20 protein-coding genes and 1 tRNA gene are annotated in these 18,429 nt (G+C 62.1%); 7 read left to right on the top strand and 14 right to left on the bottom strand.

Annotated elements, in window-relative coordinates; translation table 11 throughout:
* Nucleotides 1-8 precede the first annotated feature (8 nt).
* Both LDN75_RS18525 and LDN75_RS18520 read left to right on the top strand, forming a co-directional pair.
* Nucleotides 9-443: a DUF779 domain-containing protein gene (locus LDN75_RS18525; protein ID WP_223937629.1), complete on the top strand. Its 435-nt coding sequence runs from the start codon at nt 9-11 to the stop codon at nt 441-443.
* Nucleotides 444-599: 156 nt separating this feature from the next.
* The gene (locus LDN75_RS18520; protein ID WP_223934158.1) at nt 600-2,156 is read left to right on the top strand and encodes an amino acid permease; all 1,557 of its coding nucleotides are present in this window, start codon (nt 600-602) and stop codon (nt 2,154-2,156) included.
* A gap of 140 nt (nt 2,157-2,296) precedes the next feature.
* Here LDN75_RS18520 and LDN75_RS18515 read toward each other — a convergent pair whose 3' ends face one another.
* The 4 genes from LDN75_RS18515 to LDN75_RS18500 form a co-directional block, all read right to left on the bottom strand.
* Nucleotides 2,297-2,932: a DUF2461 domain-containing protein gene (locus LDN75_RS18515; RefSeq protein ID WP_223934156.1), complete on the bottom strand. Its 636-nt coding sequence runs from the start codon at nt 2,930-2,932 to the stop codon at nt 2,297-2,299.
* Nucleotides 2,933-3,062: 130 nt separating this feature from the next.
* Complete coding sequence (locus LDN75_RS18510; RefSeq protein WP_223934154.1) at nt 3,063-4,544, bottom strand: catalase; 1,482 nt, start codon at nt 4,542-4,544, stop codon at nt 3,063-3,065.
* A gap of 14 nt (nt 4,545-4,558) precedes the next feature.
* Nucleotides 4,559-5,038, bottom strand: coding sequence for a Fur family transcriptional regulator (locus LDN75_RS18505; protein WP_223934152.1), 480 nt, complete (start codon nt 5,036-5,038; stop codon nt 4,559-4,561).
* A 30-nt stretch (nt 5,039-5,068) separates the two neighbouring features.
* Complete coding sequence (locus LDN75_RS18500) at nt 5,069-5,863, bottom strand: hypothetical protein (RefSeq protein ID WP_223934151.1); 795 nt, start codon at nt 5,861-5,863, stop codon at nt 5,069-5,071.
* Between the two features lie 107 nt (nt 5,864-5,970).
* Between LDN75_RS18500 and LDN75_RS18495 the strand changes: the two genes are divergently transcribed.
* Nucleotides 5,971-7,242 (top strand): MFS transporter, encoded by a 1,272-nt coding sequence (locus tag LDN75_RS18495; protein ID WP_223934149.1) that lies wholly within the window; start codon nt 5,971-5,973, stop codon nt 7,240-7,242.
* Nucleotides 7,243-7,369: 127 nt separating this feature from the next.
* The gene (htpX, locus tag LDN75_RS18490) at nt 7,370-8,239 is read left to right on the top strand and encodes a zinc metalloprotease HtpX (RefSeq protein ID WP_223934147.1); all 870 of its coding nucleotides are present in this window, start codon (nt 7,370-7,372) and stop codon (nt 8,237-8,239) included.
* A 97-nt stretch (nt 8,240-8,336) separates the two neighbouring features.
* On the opposite strand, the gene efeB is transcribed toward htpX, so the two are convergent.
* From efeB to LDN75_RS18470, 4 genes are all read right to left on the bottom strand, one after another.
* Nucleotides 8,337-9,611 (bottom strand): iron uptake transporter deferrochelatase/peroxidase subunit, encoded by a 1,275-nt coding sequence (gene efeB, locus LDN75_RS18485; RefSeq protein ID WP_223937628.1) that lies wholly within the window; start codon nt 9,609-9,611, stop codon nt 8,337-8,339.
* Between the two features lie 161 nt (nt 9,612-9,772).
* Nucleotides 9,773-10,966 carry an iron uptake system protein EfeO gene (gene efeO, locus LDN75_RS18480; RefSeq protein WP_223934145.1) on the bottom strand — a complete coding sequence of 398 codons (1,194 nt, stop codon included), beginning with the start codon at nt 10,964-10,966 and terminating at the stop codon, nt 9,773-9,775.
* A 117-nt stretch (nt 10,967-11,083) separates the two neighbouring features.
* A complete protein-coding gene (gene efeU / locus LDN75_RS18475) occupies nt 11,084-11,944 on the bottom strand; it encodes an iron uptake transporter permease EfeU (RefSeq protein WP_223934143.1) in 861 nt (286 codons plus the stop codon).
* Between the two features lie 210 nt (nt 11,945-12,154).
* Complete coding sequence (locus tag LDN75_RS18470) at nt 12,155-12,646, bottom strand: YajQ family cyclic di-GMP-binding protein (RefSeq protein ID WP_133202449.1); 492 nt, start codon at nt 12,644-12,646, stop codon at nt 12,155-12,157.
* A gap of 179 nt (nt 12,647-12,825) precedes the next feature.
* Here LDN75_RS18470 and LDN75_RS18465 point away from each other — a divergent pair, with 179 nt between their 5' ends.
* Nucleotides 12,826-13,092, top strand: coding sequence for a hypothetical protein (locus tag LDN75_RS18465; RefSeq protein ID WP_223934141.1), 267 nt, complete (start codon nt 12,826-12,828; stop codon nt 13,090-13,092).
* Nucleotides 13,093-13,219: 127 nt separating this feature from the next.
* A tRNA-Tyr gene (locus LDN75_RS18460) sits at nt 13,220-13,301 on the top strand.
* Here the strand turns inward: LDN75_RS18460 and LDN75_RS18455 are convergent.
* Together LDN75_RS18455 and LDN75_RS18450 are read right to left on the bottom strand one after the other, a co-directional pair.
* A complete protein-coding gene (locus tag LDN75_RS18455; RefSeq protein WP_223934139.1) occupies nt 13,292-14,122 on the bottom strand; it encodes a potassium channel family protein in 831 nt (276 codons plus the stop codon). The genes LDN75_RS18460 and LDN75_RS18455 overlap by 10 nt on opposite strands.
* Before the next feature lie 46 nt (nt 14,123-14,168).
* A complete protein-coding gene (locus LDN75_RS18450; RefSeq protein ID WP_223934137.1) occupies nt 14,169-14,390 on the bottom strand; it encodes a hypothetical protein in 222 nt (73 codons plus the stop codon).
* Nucleotides 14,391-14,569: 179 nt separating this feature from the next.
* Here LDN75_RS18450 and LDN75_RS18445 point away from each other — a divergent pair, with 179 nt between their 5' ends.
* Nucleotides 14,570-15,115, top strand: a complete 546-nt coding sequence (locus LDN75_RS18445; protein ID WP_223934134.1) for an acyl-CoA thioesterase — start codon at nt 14,570-14,572, stop codon at nt 15,113-15,115.
* A 6-nt stretch (nt 15,116-15,121) separates the two neighbouring features.
* Here LDN75_RS18445 and LDN75_RS18440 read toward each other — a convergent pair whose 3' ends face one another.
* The 4 genes from LDN75_RS18440 to LDN75_RS18425 all read right to left on the bottom strand — a co-directional run bounded on the left by LDN75_RS18440 (nt 15,122) and on the right by LDN75_RS18425 (nt 18,141).
* Nucleotides 15,122-15,922 carry an ABC transporter permease subunit gene (locus LDN75_RS18440; RefSeq protein ID WP_223934132.1) on the bottom strand — a complete coding sequence of 267 codons (801 nt, stop codon included), beginning with the start codon at nt 15,920-15,922 and terminating at the stop codon, nt 15,122-15,124.
* Nucleotides 15,915-16,916: an ABC transporter ATP-binding protein gene (locus tag LDN75_RS18435; RefSeq protein WP_223934130.1), complete on the bottom strand. Its 1,002-nt coding sequence runs from the start codon at nt 16,914-16,916 to the stop codon at nt 15,915-15,917. The genes LDN75_RS18440 and LDN75_RS18435 overlap by 8 nt, the downstream gene beginning before the upstream one ends.
* The gene (locus tag LDN75_RS18430) at nt 16,913-17,590 is read right to left on the bottom strand and encodes a TetR family transcriptional regulator (RefSeq protein ID WP_223934128.1); all 678 of its coding nucleotides are present in this window, start codon (nt 17,588-17,590) and stop codon (nt 16,913-16,915) included. Before LDN75_RS18430 ends, LDN75_RS18435 begins: the two co-directional genes overlap by 4 nt.
* 119 nt (nt 17,591-17,709) lie before the next feature.
* Nucleotides 17,710-18,141 carry an ester cyclase gene (locus LDN75_RS18425; protein ID WP_223934126.1) on the bottom strand — a complete coding sequence of 144 codons (432 nt, stop codon included), beginning with the start codon at nt 18,139-18,141 and terminating at the stop codon, nt 17,710-17,712.
* Between the last annotated feature and the right edge of the window lie 288 nt (nt 18,142-18,429).

Raw genomic sequence — 18,429 nt, 5'->3', positions numbered from 1 at the left:
CCCAGAACATGTCCCAGGACATCCTGGAGGCTTCGGTGACGCTGCCCGGGGAGGACTTCTCCCGGGTGGCGCTCACCGGAGCATCCGTGGAATTGCTGCGCAAACTCTGGGAGCAGCATGGGCCGCTCATGTTTCACCAATCCGGTGGGTGCTGCGACGGCTCCGCCCCCATGTGCTACCCGGCGGGGGAGTTTCTCACCGGTGATTCGGATGTCCTCCTCGGCAGGTTCGATATCAGCGCAGGCTTCGGAACCGGACCCGGCCAGGATCCAAAGCCTCTCGAGTTCTGGATGTCCAGGGAACAGTTCGCTTACTGGTCGCACACCTATCTCACCGTCGACGTGGTTCCCGGCCGGGGAAGCGGCTTCTCTGTAGAGTCCCCCGAGGGGAAGCGTTTCCTGATCCGCTCCACCATCATGGACTGGGACGTTCCGGAGGTTTAGTGGTGTGACGGGGGCTACTCGCCTCCGTCACACCAGTCACATCAGTAACGTGGACTCGGGGACCGTCTCACTATCTGGGATAAATATGGTCGTCCACTGACCGGACACTATTCTTGATGAGTCCTATACCACCCCCCTCCAGAATGTGGCATTTTTATGAACATTTTCAGGACCAAGTCGATCGAGCAGTCGATCGCCGACGCCGACGAGCCCGGGCGCAAGCTGAAGCGAAGCCTCAGTACCTGGGACCTGATGATCATGGGTGTCGCCGTCGCTGTCGGTGCCGGTATCTTCTCCGTTGGCGCCAAGGCTGCTGCAAACTTTGCCGGCCCTGCCGTCACCATCTCCTTTGCCATCGCAGCTGTCACGTGTGCCTTGGCCATCATGTGCTACGCCGAATTCGCCACCGCAATTCCCGTGGCAGGCTCGGCCTACGTTTTTACATACGCCACCATGGGCGAGGTACTCGCGTGGATCATTGGATGGAACCTCATCCTCGAACTCTTCACTGCTGCTGCGGTAATCGCGAAGTACTGGGGCATCTACCTCAGCAAAGTCTTCGCCCTGATGGGCCTGGACATCCCGCCAGCGCTCAGCCTGGGCGGCGTTGACCTCTATTGGGGCGCCTTCCTCATTGTCGCTATCTTCACCGTGCTGCTGGTGCTGGGGACGAAGTTGTCCGCCCGCGTTGGCAACATCTTCACCTTGATCAAGATCGCCGTAGTGCTGTTCGTGATCGTCGTGGGCTTCAGCTATGTGAAGTTCTCCAACTACACACCGTTCATTCCCGCGTCCGAGCCCACTACCGGAACGGGTGCCGCTGATGTCATGAAGCAGTCCTTCTTCGGCTTCCTGACCGGTGCTGTTCCTGCCCAGTACGGCACCTTGGGTATCTTCGCTGGTGCTGCCCTCGTCTTCTTCGCGTTCATTGGCTTTGACGTGGTTGCAACCTCCGCGGAGGAGGTCAAGAACCCGCAGAAGACACTGCCGCGCGGTATCTTCGGTGGCCTGGCAGTGGTGACGCTGCTCTACATCCTGGTCTCCCTTGCGTTGACCGGCATGGTCTCCTACACCCAGCTGGCTGAGGAAAAGAACCCCACGTTGACCACGGCTTTCGAGGCCGTAGGCAACAATGATGCCGCCAAGGTCATTGCGTTCGGGTCCCTGGTGGGCCTGACCACGGTGATCATGGTGCTGCTCATGGGCCTTTCCCGCGTGGTGTTGGCCATGAGCCGCGACGGGTTGCTGCCGCGGTCTCTGTCAAAGACCAGCGCGAAGCGCTCCACTCCTGCACGCCTGCAGATCATTTGTGGTGCAGCAGTGGCCCTGGTGGCCGGGTTGACCAACGTGGATCTCCTCGAGGAAATGATCAACATCGGAACGTTGTCCGCCTTCGTGATGGTCAGCCTGGGCATTTTGGTCCTGCGCAAGAAGCGTCCGGACCTCAATCCCGCCTTCCGGGTGCCGTTCGGCAAAGTCCTGCCCTGGGTGTCCGCGATCCTGTGCATCTACCTCATGACCAACCTGGCAGTCGAGACCTGGATCTTCTTCGCGATCTGGCTGGTCATCGGCATGGTCATCTACTTCTCCTACGGGCAGCGCCACTCGCGGCTCAACGAGAAGTTCGCCTCAGCCAAGGCAGCTGTCAACGGCGGCCCCGCAACCGCGGCGATCAAGGGCGACGAGGACGAGGACTCCTTCACCAAGGTCTAAACCAATCCCAGCTGCTTGTCAGACAGCTGGCTTGAATCACCACTGAAAGCGCTCGGGAACATTGCTTCCCGGGCGCTTTTTGGCATTCCGAGGGCGTCGGTTTAAGGCAGGGGGCGCTACCCGGTGAAAGCGATCATCGCTTATGGCGCTGCATGCTTCCCAACCCAGTCCACCAAGGGCCTCAACACTTCCCAGCGATCAGCGATCTCCTGCTTTGCTGATGGTGTGGAGAGCCATTCAGGCTCACCAACCTCAACCCCTGCAGACAAGGACTTGTGCTTCAGGAGCTCGGCGCGTGGGTGATCTTTGTCGAAGCCCCGCGGAACGGTCTTGAGCTTCTCGCCTTGGATGGCGAAACCCGCTGCGGCAACTGAGTCCACAATCTGCTGCAATTCCCCTCCGCTGTCAGGAGCGTCCACAGCGGCGCGGAAGCGTGCCAATTGCGGGGGAGTATATGAATGGCAGCCGCCACCGATCAAGAGACCATCGGCACTGACTTGGAGGTAGAACCCGAGGCCTTCCTGTGACGCTGCGAAGGCCCCCTGGGCCGTTTTGTAGGGCGACTTGTCCTGGGAGAACCTGATGTCCCTGTTCGGCCTGAAGATTTTCGCAGGCCCGAACTCAGGCTCCAGCTCCGAAAGGAGGGCCACCAGCGGCTCCTTGACGGCGGCGTCGTAAATGTCTTTGTGCTCCAACCACCACTCGCGGTTGTTGTGCTCTTCCAGTTCCTCATAGAAACGGAAAGCTGCGGACGGAATTCCTTCGAATGTGCTCATGGAAGGATCCTATGGACCACGGCACCAGCGCAGCCAGAGCCCGGCCCGCCTATGTGGAAAACAAGAAAGAACACCCCGCCGCGGAGATCCGCAGCGGGGTGTTCCCGGCAATTCTTTGCTACTCAGAACCTTAGAGCTTGTTGGCTGCTTCGGCGTCGGAGGAGGTCTGGCCGGCACCGAGGTTGGCGCGCAGCTTGGCGCCGAGTTCGGCGTCAACGTTGGTCCAGTACTGGATGGCGCGTTCCTTGATGTCGGCGCTCTTCACGCCGCCAACGGCACCGGTGATGGTGTCCAGCAGGCGTGCCTTGGCGGCGTCGTCGTAGACCTCGCGGTACAAGGTACCGGCCTGGCCGAAGTCGCTGTCCTCGGAGTGGAGGGTGTGTGCGGAAAGCGTGAGCTCGCCGTCGTTCTCCCAGCCGCCGGCCGGGGAAGCCGGCTCAACAGCAGCCGGGCCACCAACGGAGTTCGGTGCGTAGACCGGGGTGGTGGGGGCGTTGAACAGGTAACGTCCGGCGCCGTCCTGGCTGTAGTTGTTGACCTGGTTCTTGGGCTGGTTCACCGGGATCTGGGCGTGGTTGGTACCCACGCGGTAGCGGTGTGCATCGGCGTAGGAGAAGATGCGGGCCTGCAGCATCTTGTCCGGCGAGGCGGCGATACCCGGTACGAAGTTCGACGGCGCGAAGGTGGCCTGCTCGATCTGCGCGAAGTAGTTCTCCGGGTTCTTGTTCAGCTCCATGGTGCCCACGTGGATCAGCGGGTAGTCCGCGTGCGGCCAAACCTTGGTGAGGTCGAACGGGTTGAAGCGGTAGGTCTTGGCATCTTCGTACGGCATGACCTGGACGTGCAGTTCCCAGGAGGGGAAGTTGCCGGCTTCGATGTTCTCGGAGAGGTCGCGGATGTAGAAGTCTGCATCCGAGCCTGCCAGCTGCTCAGCCTGGTCGCCCGTGATGGTCTTGACGCCCTGGTTGGACTTGAAGTGGTACTTGACCCAGAAGCGCTCACCAGCGGCGTTGATCCACTGGTAGGTGTGCGAGCCGTAGCCCTGCATTTCGCGCCAGGAAGCCGGGAGGCCACGGTCGCCCATGAGCCAGGTGACCTGGTGTGCGGACTCGGGGGAGAGGGTCCAGAAGTCCCACTGCATGTCAGCGTCACGCAGGTGGGTACCCGGGAGGCGCTTCTGGGAGTGGATGAAGTCCGGGAACTTGATGCCGTCGCGGATGAAGAACACCGGGGTGTTGTTGCCCACGAGGTCGTAGTTGCCCTCGGAGGTGTAGAACTTCACGGCGAAACCGCGGGGGTCGCGCCACGTGTCAGGAGAACCATTCTCGCCGGCAACGGAGGAGAAACGGATCAGCATGTCCGTCTCGACGCCCGGCTGCAGGAACGCGGCCTTGGTGTAGGCCGAGACGTCCGAGGTGGTCTTGAACGTACCGAAAGCGCCGCCACCCTTGGCGTGCACTACACGCTCCGGGACCCGCTCGCGGTTGAACTGGGCAAGCTTTTCCACCAGGTAGTGGTCGGTCAGGATGATGGCACCGTCGGCGCCGACGGACTTGGAGTGCGCGTCGGAAGTAACGGGGGCACCTGACTGGGTTGTCGAAATAGCAGTCATTGTTCTCCTTGTTCTTATTTTTGAGTTACGGACGTTGGTTCGGGGAGCTGTTGTTTTGCCTGGCAGTCCTGGCAGATGCCTTGATACAGGACGTCTGCGATCTGGATAGTCATTGGCTTGGAATTTTCATCCCAGTGCGGGGTGAGGCACGGTGCGTGACCCACGGCGCAGTCCACGTCTTCCACTCGACCGCAACTGATGCAGACGGCGTGGTGGTGGTTATCGCCTACCCGGGTTTCATAGAGCGCCGGGGAGTGCGGGGGTTCAAAGCGGCGCAGCATCTGCAAATCCGTGAGGTCGCTTAGCACTACATAAACGGACTGCGCTGTCAGTTCAGGAAGCTCTTTGCGGGCAGCGGCAAGGATGCCTTCTGCAGGGGAGTGCGGATGGTGCTGGACCGCGGCAAGCACTGCCAGCCGCTGTTTTGTCACGCGCCTGCCGTGGGCATGCAGCGCAGAGGCCCATGCTTGCTGGTCGGCTGTGTGATCGGTCATGCACTTATTGAAACACTTATTTTGATCAGTTCACAATAAGGCGAGGCTAACTTCGGGCAAATTAAGTACCTCCACCATCGGATTGGCTTCTTCCGCAGCAGACCGACCTACCGCGTGGATGCGGAGGCGTGGGTCCAGGTTCCCGCCTTCCACGGCCACGCAGCTAAAACCACTGAGTCCACTGGCCAGCGGCAGCGCACCCAATGCGGCACCTACAGCGACGAGTTCTCCGGGAAGGACCTGGGAAATCGAAGCCGCCCCACTGGCAGGCTCGATCACGCGGTGGTGGCGGGCTGCGTCAATTGTCGCAACCAGCGGAAGCGGCACCTGCGCGGGTACGACGCCGGACGCCGCCTCAGGTGCGGATCCCACCTGCCCAGTGGGTGCTTTCGGGATACCGGCCGAAGCAACCCGCAGTGATTCCCGGATCCGTGCATCGACGATGTCCAGGCTGTCCTCAGGCACCGCAACGCGATGGTGGGCCGGCAACCTCAGCTGGCGTCCCGGCGTCGTGGTTTCCGCCTCCCAACGCCCGAAAAGGTGGAACGTTGGCGTCGAAGACTCAGCCACCGGCTCGCCGATGGCCGAACCCAAAGGGTGCCATCGGTGGGCGAACATCACGGCGCACCTCTTCGCGCCCAGGACGTTGTCCAACGCAACCCGCGCGAGGTTGTGGCAGAACAACCAATCAGCCGCCGAGGATTCCGTAAATTCCGTGGACGGGTCCGAGAGGCGGATCAGAATGTGCCCGGCAGTCAGCGGGTGACGCGGCCTGGCAATTTCCCAGATGACCGAGCGGAACAGCAATCGTCGCGACAAGACCATGTGGACTCCTTCCCCCGGGTGAGCCTACCAACCAGCGCGTTACGGCGGGAGACGCACCACGGAAGCCTTGCGGGCAACGACGTCCCCGGGGTGGTTAGGGTGGCTGGGTGGCGAAACTACTGGCAGACATCACCCCGCTCAAGGAGAGTCCGGCCTTCCGGCGGCTTTGGCTCGGAGCCTCGGTGGCTGCCATTGGCACCCAGCTCACGTTGGTGGCCGTCAGCCTGGAGGTCTACCGCCTGACACAGGAGAGCTTCTACGTAGGCCTCCTGGGCATCTTTGCGCTGGTGCCCCTGGTGATCGCAGGACTGTACGGTGGCTCGGTTTCGGACGCCTATGACCGCCGCAAAGTAGCCCTGATCGCATCGCTGGTGCTATGGGCCACCACCGCGGGCCTGGCCCTGCAGGCCTGGCTGGAAATCGGCAACGTGTGGATACTTTACGTGTTGGTAGCCATCCAAAGTGGCGCACAGGGCATCAACGGTCCGGCCCGCAGCGCCATCATTCCGCTCCTGGTCCGCAAGGACCTGCTCCCCGCGGCGAACGCTTTGAGCATGCTGACGTTCGGCCTGTCCATGACTGCCGGGCCACTGCTGGCCGGTGTCCTGGTGGCCACGATCGGTTTCGGTTGGACCTACACGATCGATGTCGTCAGCTTCACTTTTGCCCTGTGGGGCCTTGCCAAACTCCCGCCGTTGCCACCGTCCAAGGATGCCGTTCGGCCCGGGCTCCGGTCCGTTGTGGAGGGCTTCCGGTTCCTTGGCACGCGACCCAATGTCCGCATGACTTTCATCATTGACCTCATTGCCATGATCTGCGCCCAACCCCGCGCCCTGATGCCTGCAATTGGGGCGGTCATGATTGGAGGCGGAGAGACGACGGTGGGTCTGCTGCTGGCATCCACCGCCGTGGGCGCCTTTCTGGCCGGACTGTTTTCGGGTCCCCTCGGCAGGGTGAGGCGGCAGGGCAGCGCAGTGGTGTGGTCCGTAGTCGGGTGGGGTGCCTCGATTGCAGGCTTTGGCCTGGTGGTGTTGCTGGCTGGAGATTCCGGCCGCGAGGGCGTCACGCCATGGCTCCTTCCTGCTGCCCTGTGCTGTGCGCTGGCTGGGATCTCCGACTCTGTCAGCGCGGTCTTCCGCACCACAATCCTGCAGTCCGCCACGCCGGATCACCTGCGCGGAAGGCTGCAAGGCGTGTTCATTGTGGTGGTGGCAGGAGGTCCTCGAGTGGGGGACATGCTGGCCGGCGGTGTCACACAATTCCTCAGCGAAGGCGGAGTGCTGCTCATTGGCGGGATCGCATGCATCGTGTTGGCCTGGCTGGCCTCCTGCCTGCAGCCGGGCTTCGTCGCGTACGATGCGAAGCATCCGGTGCCATAACCAACGGGCAGGCAGCGGGCAGTGCCAATTCCAGCTCAAGGTGCGGCAGCTACGGAACACGGCGACCGCCGTCGGCGTTAATCCGTACAAGACCTCTGATAGAGCCAATGAAAGTGAAAGAACAACCGTGCACAAACACAACAATGGACTCAAGACCGCGGCACTCTTCGGTGTGCTGTGGGCGGTGCTGTTGGGTTTGGGCGCCATTATCGGGGCCGGAACGCGCAGCAACACGCCCATCTGGATCTTTGCCCTGATCGGGGTAGCCACCACCGCCTACGGATACTGGAACAGCGACAAGATCGCCATCCGCTCCATGGCTGCATATCCGGTTACCGAAGCGCAGGCCCCGCAGTTGTACCAGATTGTCCGGGAGCTTTCCGTTCGCGCCAACAAGCCCATGCCGCGGATCTACCTCTCGCCCACCATGACGCCCAACGCTTTCGCTACAGGCCGCAGTCCCAAGAATGCCGCGGTCTGCTGTACGGAGGGAATCCTGCACGTCCTTGATGCCCGCGAACTGCGGGGTGTCCTGGGCCATGAGCTCATGCACGTGTACAACCGTGACATCCTGACATCGTCCGTGGCGGCCGCCGTTGCCGGCGTGATCACGTCCGTGGGGCAGATGCTGTTGTTCTTCGGCGGCGGGGACCGGCGCAACGCCAACCCGATCGCAATGATCGCCATGGCATTGCTGGCACCGTTCGCGGCCTCGCTGATCCAGATGGCGATCTCCCGCACCCGTGAGTACGACGCCGACGAGGACGGCGCGGAGCTGACCGGCGATCCGTTGGCGCTCGCTTCAGCTCTGCGCAAGATCGAGTCGGGTGTATCCCAGCTTCCTCTTCCACAGGATCAAAGGTTGGTGAATACCTCTCACCTCATGATCGCGAATCCGTTCCGCGGTGGCGGGATGCGGCGCCTGTTCTCTACCCACCCGCCCATGAAGGAACGGATCACCAGGCTTGAGCGGATGGCTGGCCGCCCGCTTTCCTAATTCCCAAAAACGTCGTGAACCCGCTATTCCGTGGTTGGCCAACAACGGAATAGCGGGTTTCCGACGCAACAAGGAATCAGCGCAATAGGGAATCAGCCTAAGCGAACAATCCCTCGCCAATAAAGCCACCCTGCTGGACGCCCGGAGGCACGGCAAACAGTCCCGAACCTGTGTGTTTGAGGTATTCCACGGACAACGTATCGCCCTTGGCCAGCGCCATCTGCATGGGAACGTAATGGGTCCGGGGATCCTTGACGAACGCGATGAAGAACAGCCCCGCGTCCAGGTGCCCGAGTCCGTCCGAGCCGTCGGTGAAGTTGTAGCCACGGCGCAGGATCCGTACACCCCCGTTCTGGTCCGGATGAGCCAGCCGGACGTGCGAGTCCAGGGGGATGAGAGGATCACCGTTGCGGCCCGCGAGCTTGAAATCGGGTGCGGTGAACTCCTCGCCACCAGATAGCGGGGCGCCAACGCCCTTGGTCCTGCCGATCAGTCCTTCCTGCTCGCGCAGGGACGTCCGGTCCCAGATCTCGATGTGCATTTGGATCCTGCGCGCCACAAGGTAACTTCCGCCGCTCATCCACTGCTCATTCGATGAACCTCCGGAACCTACCCACACATGCTCATCGAGGAGGGCCTTGTCCTCAACTTTGAGATTGTTGGTGCCATCCTTGAAGCCGAATAGGTTGCGGGGCGTCACCTGCGCCCGGGACGTGGACGAGGTCCGGCCAAAGCCCAACTGGGACCAGCGGACCCGAACCTTTCCAAAGCCGATGCGGGCCAGGTTGCGGATAGCGTGGACGGCTACTTGGGGGTCGTCTGCGCATGCCTGGACCACGATGTCCCCACCGGTGCGCCCAGGTTGAAGGTCGTCACCCGGGAAATGCGGGAGGTCGATCAGGGCTGCGGGCCTTCGTCCATCCAAGCCGAAGCGCACCTTGCCATTCTTCTCGAACAGCCCTGCACCGAAACCGAAGGTCAGCGTCAACTGTGCGGCGGCCAGGTCCAGCGCCTCACCGGTGTCTTCCGGCGGTGCGTCGTAGGGGCCATCGACTGCGCCAGTGGCACCCGTGGTGCGTCCTTCTGTCATGGCCTCGGCAGCAGCAGTCCAGTCCTTCAGGAGCTTGATCAGCTCTTTCCGGTCCTCCGTGGTGACGTCGAAGGCAGCCATGTGAAGGCGGTCCTGGGCCGGTGTGGTGATGCCAGCCTGATGCTCGCCGAAAAAGGGAACAGTGGCATTCCCTGCATCGGATTCCGCAGCCGCTGCAGCGCCAGCCGTTACCAGGTCATGGCCCAGGAAACCTGCGGCGAGCCCGGCGACTGCGCCGGCGCCGCCCACTCCGGCAAGGGAAAGAAGACCCCGGCGGGACAGCCGGGAGGTATCAGCGGCAGTTGTCGGGCCGCCGTCGGGCGTCGCCGGGGAACGTACGACGCCGGTCGCCTCGCCTGGGCGGGCGGCATCGTTCACATTCACTGGCTGTCCGGCAGCTGGAGCTTCGGGGGCCTCGCCGGTGTGCCCGTAGGGGCAGCCGCTCACAGCACGACGGCCGAGGTGAGCTTGGACAGTGGTTCGCCCAAGGAATCGACCAGCGCGGCGAGTTGCTGGATCTGATCCTGGCTCAGCTCGTTGTAGTAGGAGAAGCCATCGCCCTTGGCGTGCTTCTTGAGCTCGGCCTGGAGGGCTGCGAACTTCGCGTCCAAGGACTTGGCGAGCTCGGCGTCCTTTTGCTCCAACGCCGGCTTCAAGCTCTCGAAGGCGATGCGGGCGCCATCCACGTTGGCCTGGAAATCCCAGAGGTCGGTGTGGGACCAGATCTCTTCCTCACCCGTCACCTTGCCGGTAGCAACCTCGTCGAGGAGTTCCTTGGCACCGTTGCCCAGCTTGTCCGCAGTCAATTCCACCGTGCGGGTACGCGTTGCGAGGTCCGCGGTGTCTGCAACCAGCTGAGTGGAAAGCGCGCCACGTTCGGCTGCGGTCATGGCCGTGTAGTCCGCAGGCGGGAACAAGTCCTTCTCTGCGCGGTGCCAGCCAGTCCATTCCTGGCCTGGCTCGAGATCGGCCTCGCGTGCGTCCAGCTTGGGATCGAGATCGCCAAACGACTCGGCTACGGGCTCGATCCGTTCCCAGTGCATTCGGGTTGCGGCATACAGTTCGCGTGCCTTGGCGGCGTCGCCGGCTGCGAAGGCGTCTGCAAAGGCCTTGGTGCCCGTGACGAGTTGCTCCGTTTGGTCCTTGACGTACGCGGAGTACTGCTGGGAGCCCGTCGCAAGGAGCTTTTGGAAGTCAGCGTCTGCGCTTGGCTTGTTTCCGGATTCAGTGACCTCAAATGAGGCCCGGATGCCATCGCCCTGCATGCCCGGCTTGCAAGCGGTGTTGTACTTGCCGGCAGGAGCTGTGACCACCAGGTTCCGGGTAATTCCGGGTCCGATATTCTCCACTTCACCGATGATCCGCAAACCGTCCTCGGCCAGCAGGTAGAACTCGGTGACCTCAGTACCGTCGTTCTTCACGGCAAACGTCAGGTTGCCGCTGGGCGCCGTGCTTGTGGAGACCTTGCATTCGTTGGCCGTGCTGCTGACTTGGATGGGCCCATCTGTTGCAACGGTGGTTTTCGTATTGTCGGTGCAGCCCACCAGAACCATGGGGACCGCTGCGGCCGCACCGATGACGGCGAGGGTCCTGCGGAGCTTGGGGGACGTGGGGTTGGACAGGAACTTGCCAGGCATGGGGGTCCTTTGCGTTGGGGGAAGGCGCGTTGTGCAAGGGCCGCGCGCGAGTTGGGGCGGCGTGTTTGAGGCCGCGGGTTCTTACGGTTGAACGGGTTCTTACGGTTGAACGGGTTCTTACGGTTGAACGGCGACTGCCGGGTTCGGGACTGAAGTCTTCGCTTTTGCCGCCGGAGGATGGGAACGGTTGGCCCGGATGTATAGGAACAGGACCGGAATGACATACAGCAGCCAGGCTGCTGCTTCCAGCCAAGTGGTGGCCGGGGAGAAGTTCAGCGTGCCCTTCAGCAAGGTCCCGTACCAGGACGACGGCGGGACGGCGGCTGAGACGTCGAAGGCCAAGCTATGCAGGCCGGGCATGATGCCGGCCTCCTGGAGATCGTGGATGCCATAGGCCAGGACGCCGGCGGCGATGATGATGAGCCCAACGCCCGTCCAGGTGAAGAATCGCCCCAGGTTCACTTTGAGGACGCCGCGGTGCAGCAGGTATCCAAGCCCGGCAGCCGTCAGGAGGCCGAGCAGGGCACCAAGAAGGGGGAAGGTGGTTTCTCCGGTGGCTTGGGCTGCCGCCCAGATGAAGAGTGCGGTCTCCAGTCCTTCGCGGCCCACGGCCAGTGCTGCAACCAGCGCAAGGCCCCAGGCGGCGCCGTCGGCTGCTTTGTCCACGTGGGACCTGAGGTCGCTTCCGAGGTTGCGTGCAGTGCGCGCCATCCAGAAGACCATCCAGGTCACGAGGCCCACGGCAACAATGGACAGCCCTCCGCCGATCGCTTCCTGGGCCTCGAAGGTGAGGCCTCGTGGCCCGAACGTAAGCAGGGCACCGAAGGCGAGGGAGATGGCAATGGCCAGCCCGACGCCGGCCCAGAGCCGGGGGAGCAGGGACTTCCTGCCGGTCTTGATGAGGTAGGCCATCAGGAGGACCACGACGAGCGATGCCTCAAGGCCTTCGCGAAGGCCGATCAGGAAGTTGGCGGTCATGTGGGTTTCTTTCACTCAGGGGAGCCACACTTAGGCTTGCCTAAGGAAGAAGAATACTGCCACTGGACGATTACGCAAAAAGTTTGTGCCCTAATAGGCGAGCCCATTACGACACTCGATGTAGTGGGGGCAGTAAAAAGCCGGGGTGCCGCGCCTTTGGCAGGCGCCGCACCCCGGCTTTCATGACGCTGGCATTGCAGCCAAGGCAGCCTAACTGCGGAAGTTCACGAACTGCAGGTCTGCCTCTTCGAACTTCTTGAGGATGTTCATGGTTTCCTGCAGGTCGTCACGGGACTTGGATGTGACGCGGAGTTCGTCGCCCTGGATCTGGGACTTGACGGACTTGGGTGCTTCGTCGCGGATGATCTTGTTGATCTTCTTGGCGATGTCCTGCGCGATGCCCTCCTTGATGCTGCACTCCAGCCGGAATTCCTTGCCGGAGGGGTAGGGCTCGCCCTGGTCCAGGGACTTCAATGAGATGCCCCGCTTGATGAGCTTGGACTGGAAGACGTCCAGGACGGCGAGGACGCGATCCTCCGAGTTGGCCTTCATGAGGATCTTTTCGCCGCTGAAGTCGATCTCTGCGCCGACGCCCTTGAAGTCGTACCGCTGTGCGATTTCCTTCTGCGACTGGTTGAGCGCATTGGCGACCTCTTGCTTGTCTACCTTGCTGACGACGTCGAATGTTGATTCGCCTGCCATGACTCTCCTTAGGTTGGGGGCCCGGTAAGGGCGGTTTGTCTGCCATCCAGCCTAGTACGGAAGGGCCGTGATGGGGCCGTGGATGCGTTTCACAGTTCGCTCACAGCACATGCTTGGTTGGAACCGAGGTGGATGTTTAAGAGTTGTACCAGTTGGAAGAGCACACCCCGGAGGTAAGCATGAGCCACAAGGCCGTCCAGTACGTCACCAAATCCGCATCCGCGGCAGCTGGGTCAATCGGTACGGCAGCGGCCGCCGCGGCAAGTGCCGTGGCTGCGGTGACCGTGGCGGCGTCGATCGTCCTGAGCCCGGTGCCGGATGCGGCCTCGCGCATGGACGGTGTGCACGCGGATTTGCAGCGCGCGGTGGAGCTCAACCAAATCACGGCTGAGCAGGCCGAGAAGTTCGAGGCGAAACTGGCCGGTCGGATCCTCGGCGAGGCCTGAAATACGGGCCATTCCGGCGCGTCCGCCCTCGATTAGATTCTTGGCGAGAAGTTCTGTAAGGTTGTCTCTGCCTTCGGTTACCGGATCGAAAGAAACGGTCTCCGGAAGTGATCTTCTTTTGAAGTTCGGCAGATTACCCGAGCGGCCAAAGGGGGCTGACTGTAAATCAGCTGGCAACGCCTACGGGGGTTCGAATCCCTCATCTGCCACCCAATGGGAAATCCCCGGAACCATCAGGTTCCGGGGATTTTTCGCGCTCTGGCTCTGTGTTCATGCGGAGGTCCGCGCTCTTCCGCAGTTCCGCAACCTCGAGCCGCAGGGCTGCAATTTCAGCGACCAGGTCAGCCAGCTCAGCACGGACCGGTTCTTCGGCGGCTGCTGCTTTGTCTTCCACCGCCGCAGCAACTTCCTCCGCGTTTTCCTCGATTCGTTGCACCAGCCACGAGGCAATAGAAGCCGTCACAATACCCAGGACCGCAATCCCGCTCATCATGAGTGCCGCCGCCACGATCCTGCCGATGGGGGTAACGGGGTAGAGGTCGCCATAGCCAACGGTGGTGATCGTGGTGATTGCCCACCAAGCGGCGTCTCCAAACGTCAGGATCTTCGCATCCGGCGCATTCTGCTCCACGTCAAGGACTGCCAGGGCGCCGATGAGCACAAGCATGGCGGCTGAGCCGGCCACGTAGGCGGCAACGCGTCCGCGAAGGGTCTCTCCCACGGTGCGTTGTAGTACGGACAGGAGCGTGACGAGCCGAAGGAGCCGGAGTGGCCGGAAGAAGGGGAGCACCACGATGAGGAGTTCGTGGAGATTCCAGATAAACCATCGCCGCCGATCCTCGGCCAGCCACAGGTTGGCGACGTAGTCCACAGCGAAGATCCCCCAGGTAATCCAGAGGATTATTTCGAAAGGGAGGGCAGCGGCGCCGTCGACGCGTCCGATAACCTGCCAGGCATATGCAGTGAGGAATATCAGTGCAGTCGCCATGAGGGGCCATTCGACGAGGTCCCGGTATCGCGCTTGAGTCATACGGGAATACTAGCCACGGCAGCAACCCCGGCCGCGGAAGATCGGATCAGGCCGCGGGAGTCTCCAGCCAGTAGCCGTCCAAGTGGTGCACGAGCTGCCGGCCCAAACCGCCTTTGAGTTGTACCCACAGTGTGCTGTGGTCTTCGGTCATGCCATCGATGGTTCCTTCGATGCAGTTGCCGCGGGCGTCCCGGAGCACAACGTCCTGGTGCCGGGCGAGGTCGGGCCAGACGTCGGCGTGCGGCTTGGTGCTTTGCAGAGTGCTCAAAGGGATCTCCCTGGGTATGAGTCGGTGTTTCCGGGTTTCAGATATTGTGCACGGGATGGATGAACTGGCGGTAAACGTTTATGCAATCGTTGGACATAAAGCCCTGAATGTACTAACGCTGAGTCCACTATTCGGTCTGCCTATTCCCGCTGAAGTTACTCGCGGGTAACATAGCCCGCATGCATTTGCTTCTCCGCACCCTCATGTTGCTGTTCACCTCATCCAAGCGTTCTCACTTGGGTGCCTGGGAAACGTCCTCGCTGCCCATGCGGGTTCTGCCCACGGACATTGACATCGCCATGCACGTCAACAACGGCATGTATTTCTCCTTGATGGACCTCGGCCGTTTCGATCTCATGGTCCGAAGCGGCATCTGGAGAAAGATGCGCCGACGTGGCTGGAGTCCCGTGGCCGCCGGAGAGACCATCGCTTTCCGCAGGTCGTTGCAGCTTTGGCAGCGCTACACCATCGAGACGCGCATCATCGGTCTGGACACCAAAGCCATCTACTTCGAGCAGCGAATGGTGGTGGACGGCGAGGTCTACGCTCGCGCCCACATCGCAACCCGCCTGGTAAATAAGGGGAAGCCTGTGACGCAGGAAGAGATCATTGCTGAGTTCGGTGCGCCGCCGGCTGATCTGCAACTGCCGGAGTGGATTCACGAGTGGCGGGAAAACAATGCGCTGCCAGGAGCCCGCCGGCCAGCTCCGCACGTGTGGGCTTAGGGGAAGTCAAACCCCTACGTCCCGTCTCTGGAGTGCAACGGCGCCCAGCGCGATAAGCGCAGCGGAGATACCGAGCAAGCCTGCAGCGGCTCCCCAATCGGCGCCGTTCGTTACCGGTGAGTTGCCATACGCCCAGTGGTATGGCGAGAGGTTAAGGAGCCAGTCGACGTCGGGACTTTGCCTGCCAACAGCGTTGAAGACATAGCCGAGGACGGCGACGGCGGCACCTGCCGCAATCGCATAAACCTTCCGTCCGGTCAGCGCACCGGCGCACAGCGCGGCCGTTCCGCTGAGCAATGCCAAGGCGGCGAACAGCACCACCGCTCCGATGAGATGCCCGACGTCGATATCCAGTTTCGAGGGCCCGTTAAGCACCAACACCAGCAGGAATACCAAAGCGGAGAGGATCGCGACGCGCACCACCAGTGCCAGGGCGCGCTCAAGGACCACCTGGATGCGGGTCACGCTGTGCGCCAAGGTCAGCTCAAGCAGCCCCGACTCCTCGTCCCCGCCGACCGCCGCCGCGCCCCACCCCACGGACGCCATGGACATCAGCAGGAAGCCGATCAGCCCAAACAAGGTGGCCTGTGTGTAACCCGGGCCGGTCGCGATTTGATCGTAGTTCAAGGCCTTGGTCATTTCCTGTGGCAGGGCGTCGATCATTTGCTGCATTTGTGCGCTGCCCCCGATGGATGGATAAAGCGGCAGGTACAGCATGATTGCAGCCGATAGTCCCAGGGCCCATGCGAGCGTGGACCGCCACGAGTCAGTAAGGGCCTTGGTGAAGAGGGGGAGGAACCTAGGCATGACGCGCTCCTTCCGCGGGTTTCACCGCATCGTTCCCATTTCTTCGGGGATCGTTTCCGTTGCCGACGTAATGCCCCGTGTAGAGAGTCAGCACGGCTTCCTCCAGGTCCGGCTCTTCCAGGACGAGGTCTGTGAGGTTCAGGTGCGCCAGTTCCTGCACCAGCGGCTGGACCTGACCCGAAAGCGTAGCCGTTGCCTCGACGGCGGCATCCGCTGTGCCGTCACCAGGAAGCTCCCGCAGTACAACATTGCCGACGCCGGGCACCCGGGCCAGCAGCGCGCCGACGTCGTGCGCTGCTGCCCCGGCCGCGTTGAACCGCAACTGGCGTACAGCCGCGTTCCGGAGGGCCTCAACAGTCGAGATCGTCACGATTCCACCGTCGCGGAGGATGGCAACGGCGTCGGCGGCCTGCTGGACCTCGCTCAGCACGTGGGAGCTGAGGAAGACCGTAGCGCCGTCCTCCACCACTTCCCGCACCATGGCATGGAATTCCTGCTGGACCAGGGGATCCAGGCCGCTGGTCGGTTCATCGAGCACCAGGAGTTCGGGGCGGTGCATGAACGCCTGCAGGAGTCCGAGCTTCTGCTTGTTGCCTTTGGAGAGCTTGCGGGTCTGCCGGTCCAGATCCAGGTCCAACCGCTCTGCCAACTCGCTGACATACTTTGGCTCTACTGGGCCGCTGATGGCCGCGAAGTGTTCAAGCATCCGGCGGCCCGTGGTCCGGTTCTCCAAGTGGAGTTCACCGGGCAGGTAGCCAATCCTGCGGCGGAGGGCGGTTCCGGCGCGCCGTGGGTCCTGGCCCAGCACGGAAATGGTTCCCGCGCTTGGCCGGATGATGTCCAGCAGGCAGCGCATGGTGGTTGTCTTGCCTGCTCCGTTCGGTCCAATGACGCCGAAGACCGTTCCCGGTTCAACCGCGAAATCGAGTCCGTGGAGGACCTCGCGCTGGCCGAACTTTTTGCGCAACCCTTCGACGACGATTGCCTGGGTCACGGGGCATGCTCCCTTCTTTGGTTGGTGGCCTCCTGCTGCAGGGCTTCGCGGGCCGCGTCGAGGAACCGCGAATCTGCATAGAAGCCGTTGGTGTAAATGTCCAGTGCAGGCAGTGTCAGCTGCCGCAACAGTTCGGGCCCGATGCCGTGGGGTTCGGGTACCTCGGCACCGAGCGCCCGTGAGAGGTGCCTGCCCAGCATGAGCATGGAGAGGCTGTTGGATGCAATGACGACGGCGGTGGCCCGGACGTCCTCGAAATCCCGGATGGTGCCGGCTGCGATTCCGGCCTCGATGATGTCCTGGGTCTGGCCCACTACCGCGTCGAAGAACGCATCGCCTGCCTCCGACTCGTCGCCCAGCGAGCGGCGAATGTAGGCGATCTCATCGGCATACTGGTCCGGACGGTTGAGGTAGTCCTGGATCAATTGACGTACGGAAGCGGGGTTGGTTTTCTCCCTGCCCTGGCTGGCTGTTTGCGCGAGCACATGCTGGTCGCAAGCTTCGCGCAAACCTGCCTTGCTGCCGAAATGGTGGATCACCAGACCAGGGCTGACGCCAGCCGCGGAGGCCACCGCCCGGACAGTGGCAGGCGCGAAACCAGCGCGGCCGAACAGTCCTATGGCGGCGTCGCGAATGCGTGCCCGGGTGGTCAAATCATCTGCGCTTAAACGCATGTTTCATAGACTAAACACTTGTTCAATCGCAATCAATAGTCCATCGGCAAGCCCACTTGCTTGCACGGGGTGAACAGCCGGCTGAAGTCAGCGAGGTAGCGTTCCAGGCTTGTTTAGGTTCAGGCTCCCGGCATCTGGATGATGCCGAGTTGTTGCATTAGTCCAAGGTCGTCGCGGTCGGACCAATGCTCGGCAATCCTTCCGTCCTGAATTCTGTGGATTGCCACGGCGGTTTCGTCCAGTTGAGCACCCGTGGCGGGCAGTGGCCCGGGCAGGTCGCCTTCGTGTCGACCATGGGCGGTCAATCTTGTAACTACCTTGTCGCCTTCGCAGATCTGGTCCTCAATAACGTGATGTCCCGGCGTAGCGTGCAGGAAAATGCGGAAGGCCTCCTTTAGGCCGTCCCGCCCAGCCGAGAGCCCGGGGAATGGAGGGTGATGGTCCAGGTAGTCTTCAGCCACCAGATCGTCCATCGCTTCGATGTCGCCGGCATCGATCGCTGCGTAGAAGCGCCTAACCAGCGCTTTGTTCTCCTCAGGCTCCACGTTCATCCCTTCATTGAATGCGTGGCCGCCGGGACCGGAACTGCTCCCCGGACCGGAATGCTCTTGGCAGGCAACGCAACCGGTCCCCAAGTCTCTATGGGGAGGCCAGTCTAGGACGAACTATCCACTCATGACAGACGTCGCGCTGACTTGGCGAAAAGGGGCCTGCCGGCTCGGAACATAACGATGTGACACCAAACGCTGCGTCGTCGCTGCCTCAACTGCCGCCGTCGAACATACTGGCTTCACTGTCTTCATGGGGGAGCAGTGACAGGGGCTGGGACCCGAAGATGC

This window comes from Arthrobacter sp. StoSoilB5, from assembly GCF_019977235.1.
In the GTDB taxonomy this organism is placed as follows: domain Bacteria; phylum Actinomycetota; class Actinomycetes; order Actinomycetales; family Micrococcaceae; genus Arthrobacter.
The sequence above is the reverse complement of the archived record's forward strand: the minus strand, read 5'-3'. Positions and strand labels throughout refer to the sequence as shown.

Coding starts and splice junctions, on each gene's coding strand:
- LDN75_RS18525 (WP_223937629.1), top strand. CDS start 9: ATGTCCCAGGACATCCTGGAGGCTTCGGTGACGCTGCCCGGGGAGGAC.
- LDN75_RS18520 (WP_223934158.1), top strand. CDS start 600: ATGAACATTTTCAGGACCAAGTCGATCGAGCAGTCGATCGCCGACGCC.
- LDN75_RS18515 (WP_223934156.1), bottom strand. CDS start 2,932: ATGAGCACATTCGAAGGAATTCCGTCCGCAGCTTTCCGTTTCTATGAG.
- LDN75_RS18510 (WP_223934154.1), bottom strand. CDS start 4,544: ATGACTGCTATTTCGACAACCCAGTCAGGTGCCCCCGTTACTTCCGAC.
- LDN75_RS18505 (WP_223934152.1), bottom strand. CDS start 5,038: ATGACCGATCACACAGCCGACCAGCAAGCATGGGCCTCTGCGCTGCAT.
- LDN75_RS18500 (WP_223934151.1), bottom strand. CDS start 5,863: ATGGTCTTGTCGCGACGATTGCTGTTCCGCTCGGTCATCTGGGAAATT.
- efeO (WP_223934145.1), bottom strand. CDS start 10,966: ATGCCTGGCAAGTTCCTGTCCAACCCCACGTCCCCCAAGCTCCGCAGG.
- efeU (WP_223934143.1), bottom strand. CDS start 11,944: ATGACCGCCAACTTCCTGATCGGCCTTCGCGAAGGCCTTGAGGCATCG.
- LDN75_RS18470 (WP_133202449.1), bottom strand. CDS start 12,646: ATGGCAGGCGAATCAACATTCGACGTCGTCAGCAAGGTAGACAAGCAA.
- LDN75_RS18465 (WP_223934141.1), top strand. CDS start 12,826: ATGAGCCACAAGGCCGTCCAGTACGTCACCAAATCCGCATCCGCGGCA.
- LDN75_RS18455 (WP_223934139.1), bottom strand. CDS start 14,122: ATGACTCAAGCGCGATACCGGGACCTCGTCGAATGGCCCCTCATGGCG.
- LDN75_RS18445 (WP_223934134.1), top strand. CDS start 14,570: ATGCATTTGCTTCTCCGCACCCTCATGTTGCTGTTCACCTCATCCAAG.
- LDN75_RS18440 (WP_223934132.1), bottom strand. CDS start 15,922: ATGCCTAGGTTCCTCCCCCTCTTCACCAAGGCCCTTACTGACTCGTGG.
- LDN75_RS18430 (WP_223934128.1), bottom strand. CDS start 17,590: ATGCGTTTAAGCGCAGATGATTTGACCACCCGGGCACGCATTCGCGAC.
- LDN75_RS18425 (WP_223934126.1), bottom strand. CDS start 18,141: ATGAACGTGGAGCCTGAGGAGAACAAAGCGCTGGTTAGGCGCTTCTAC.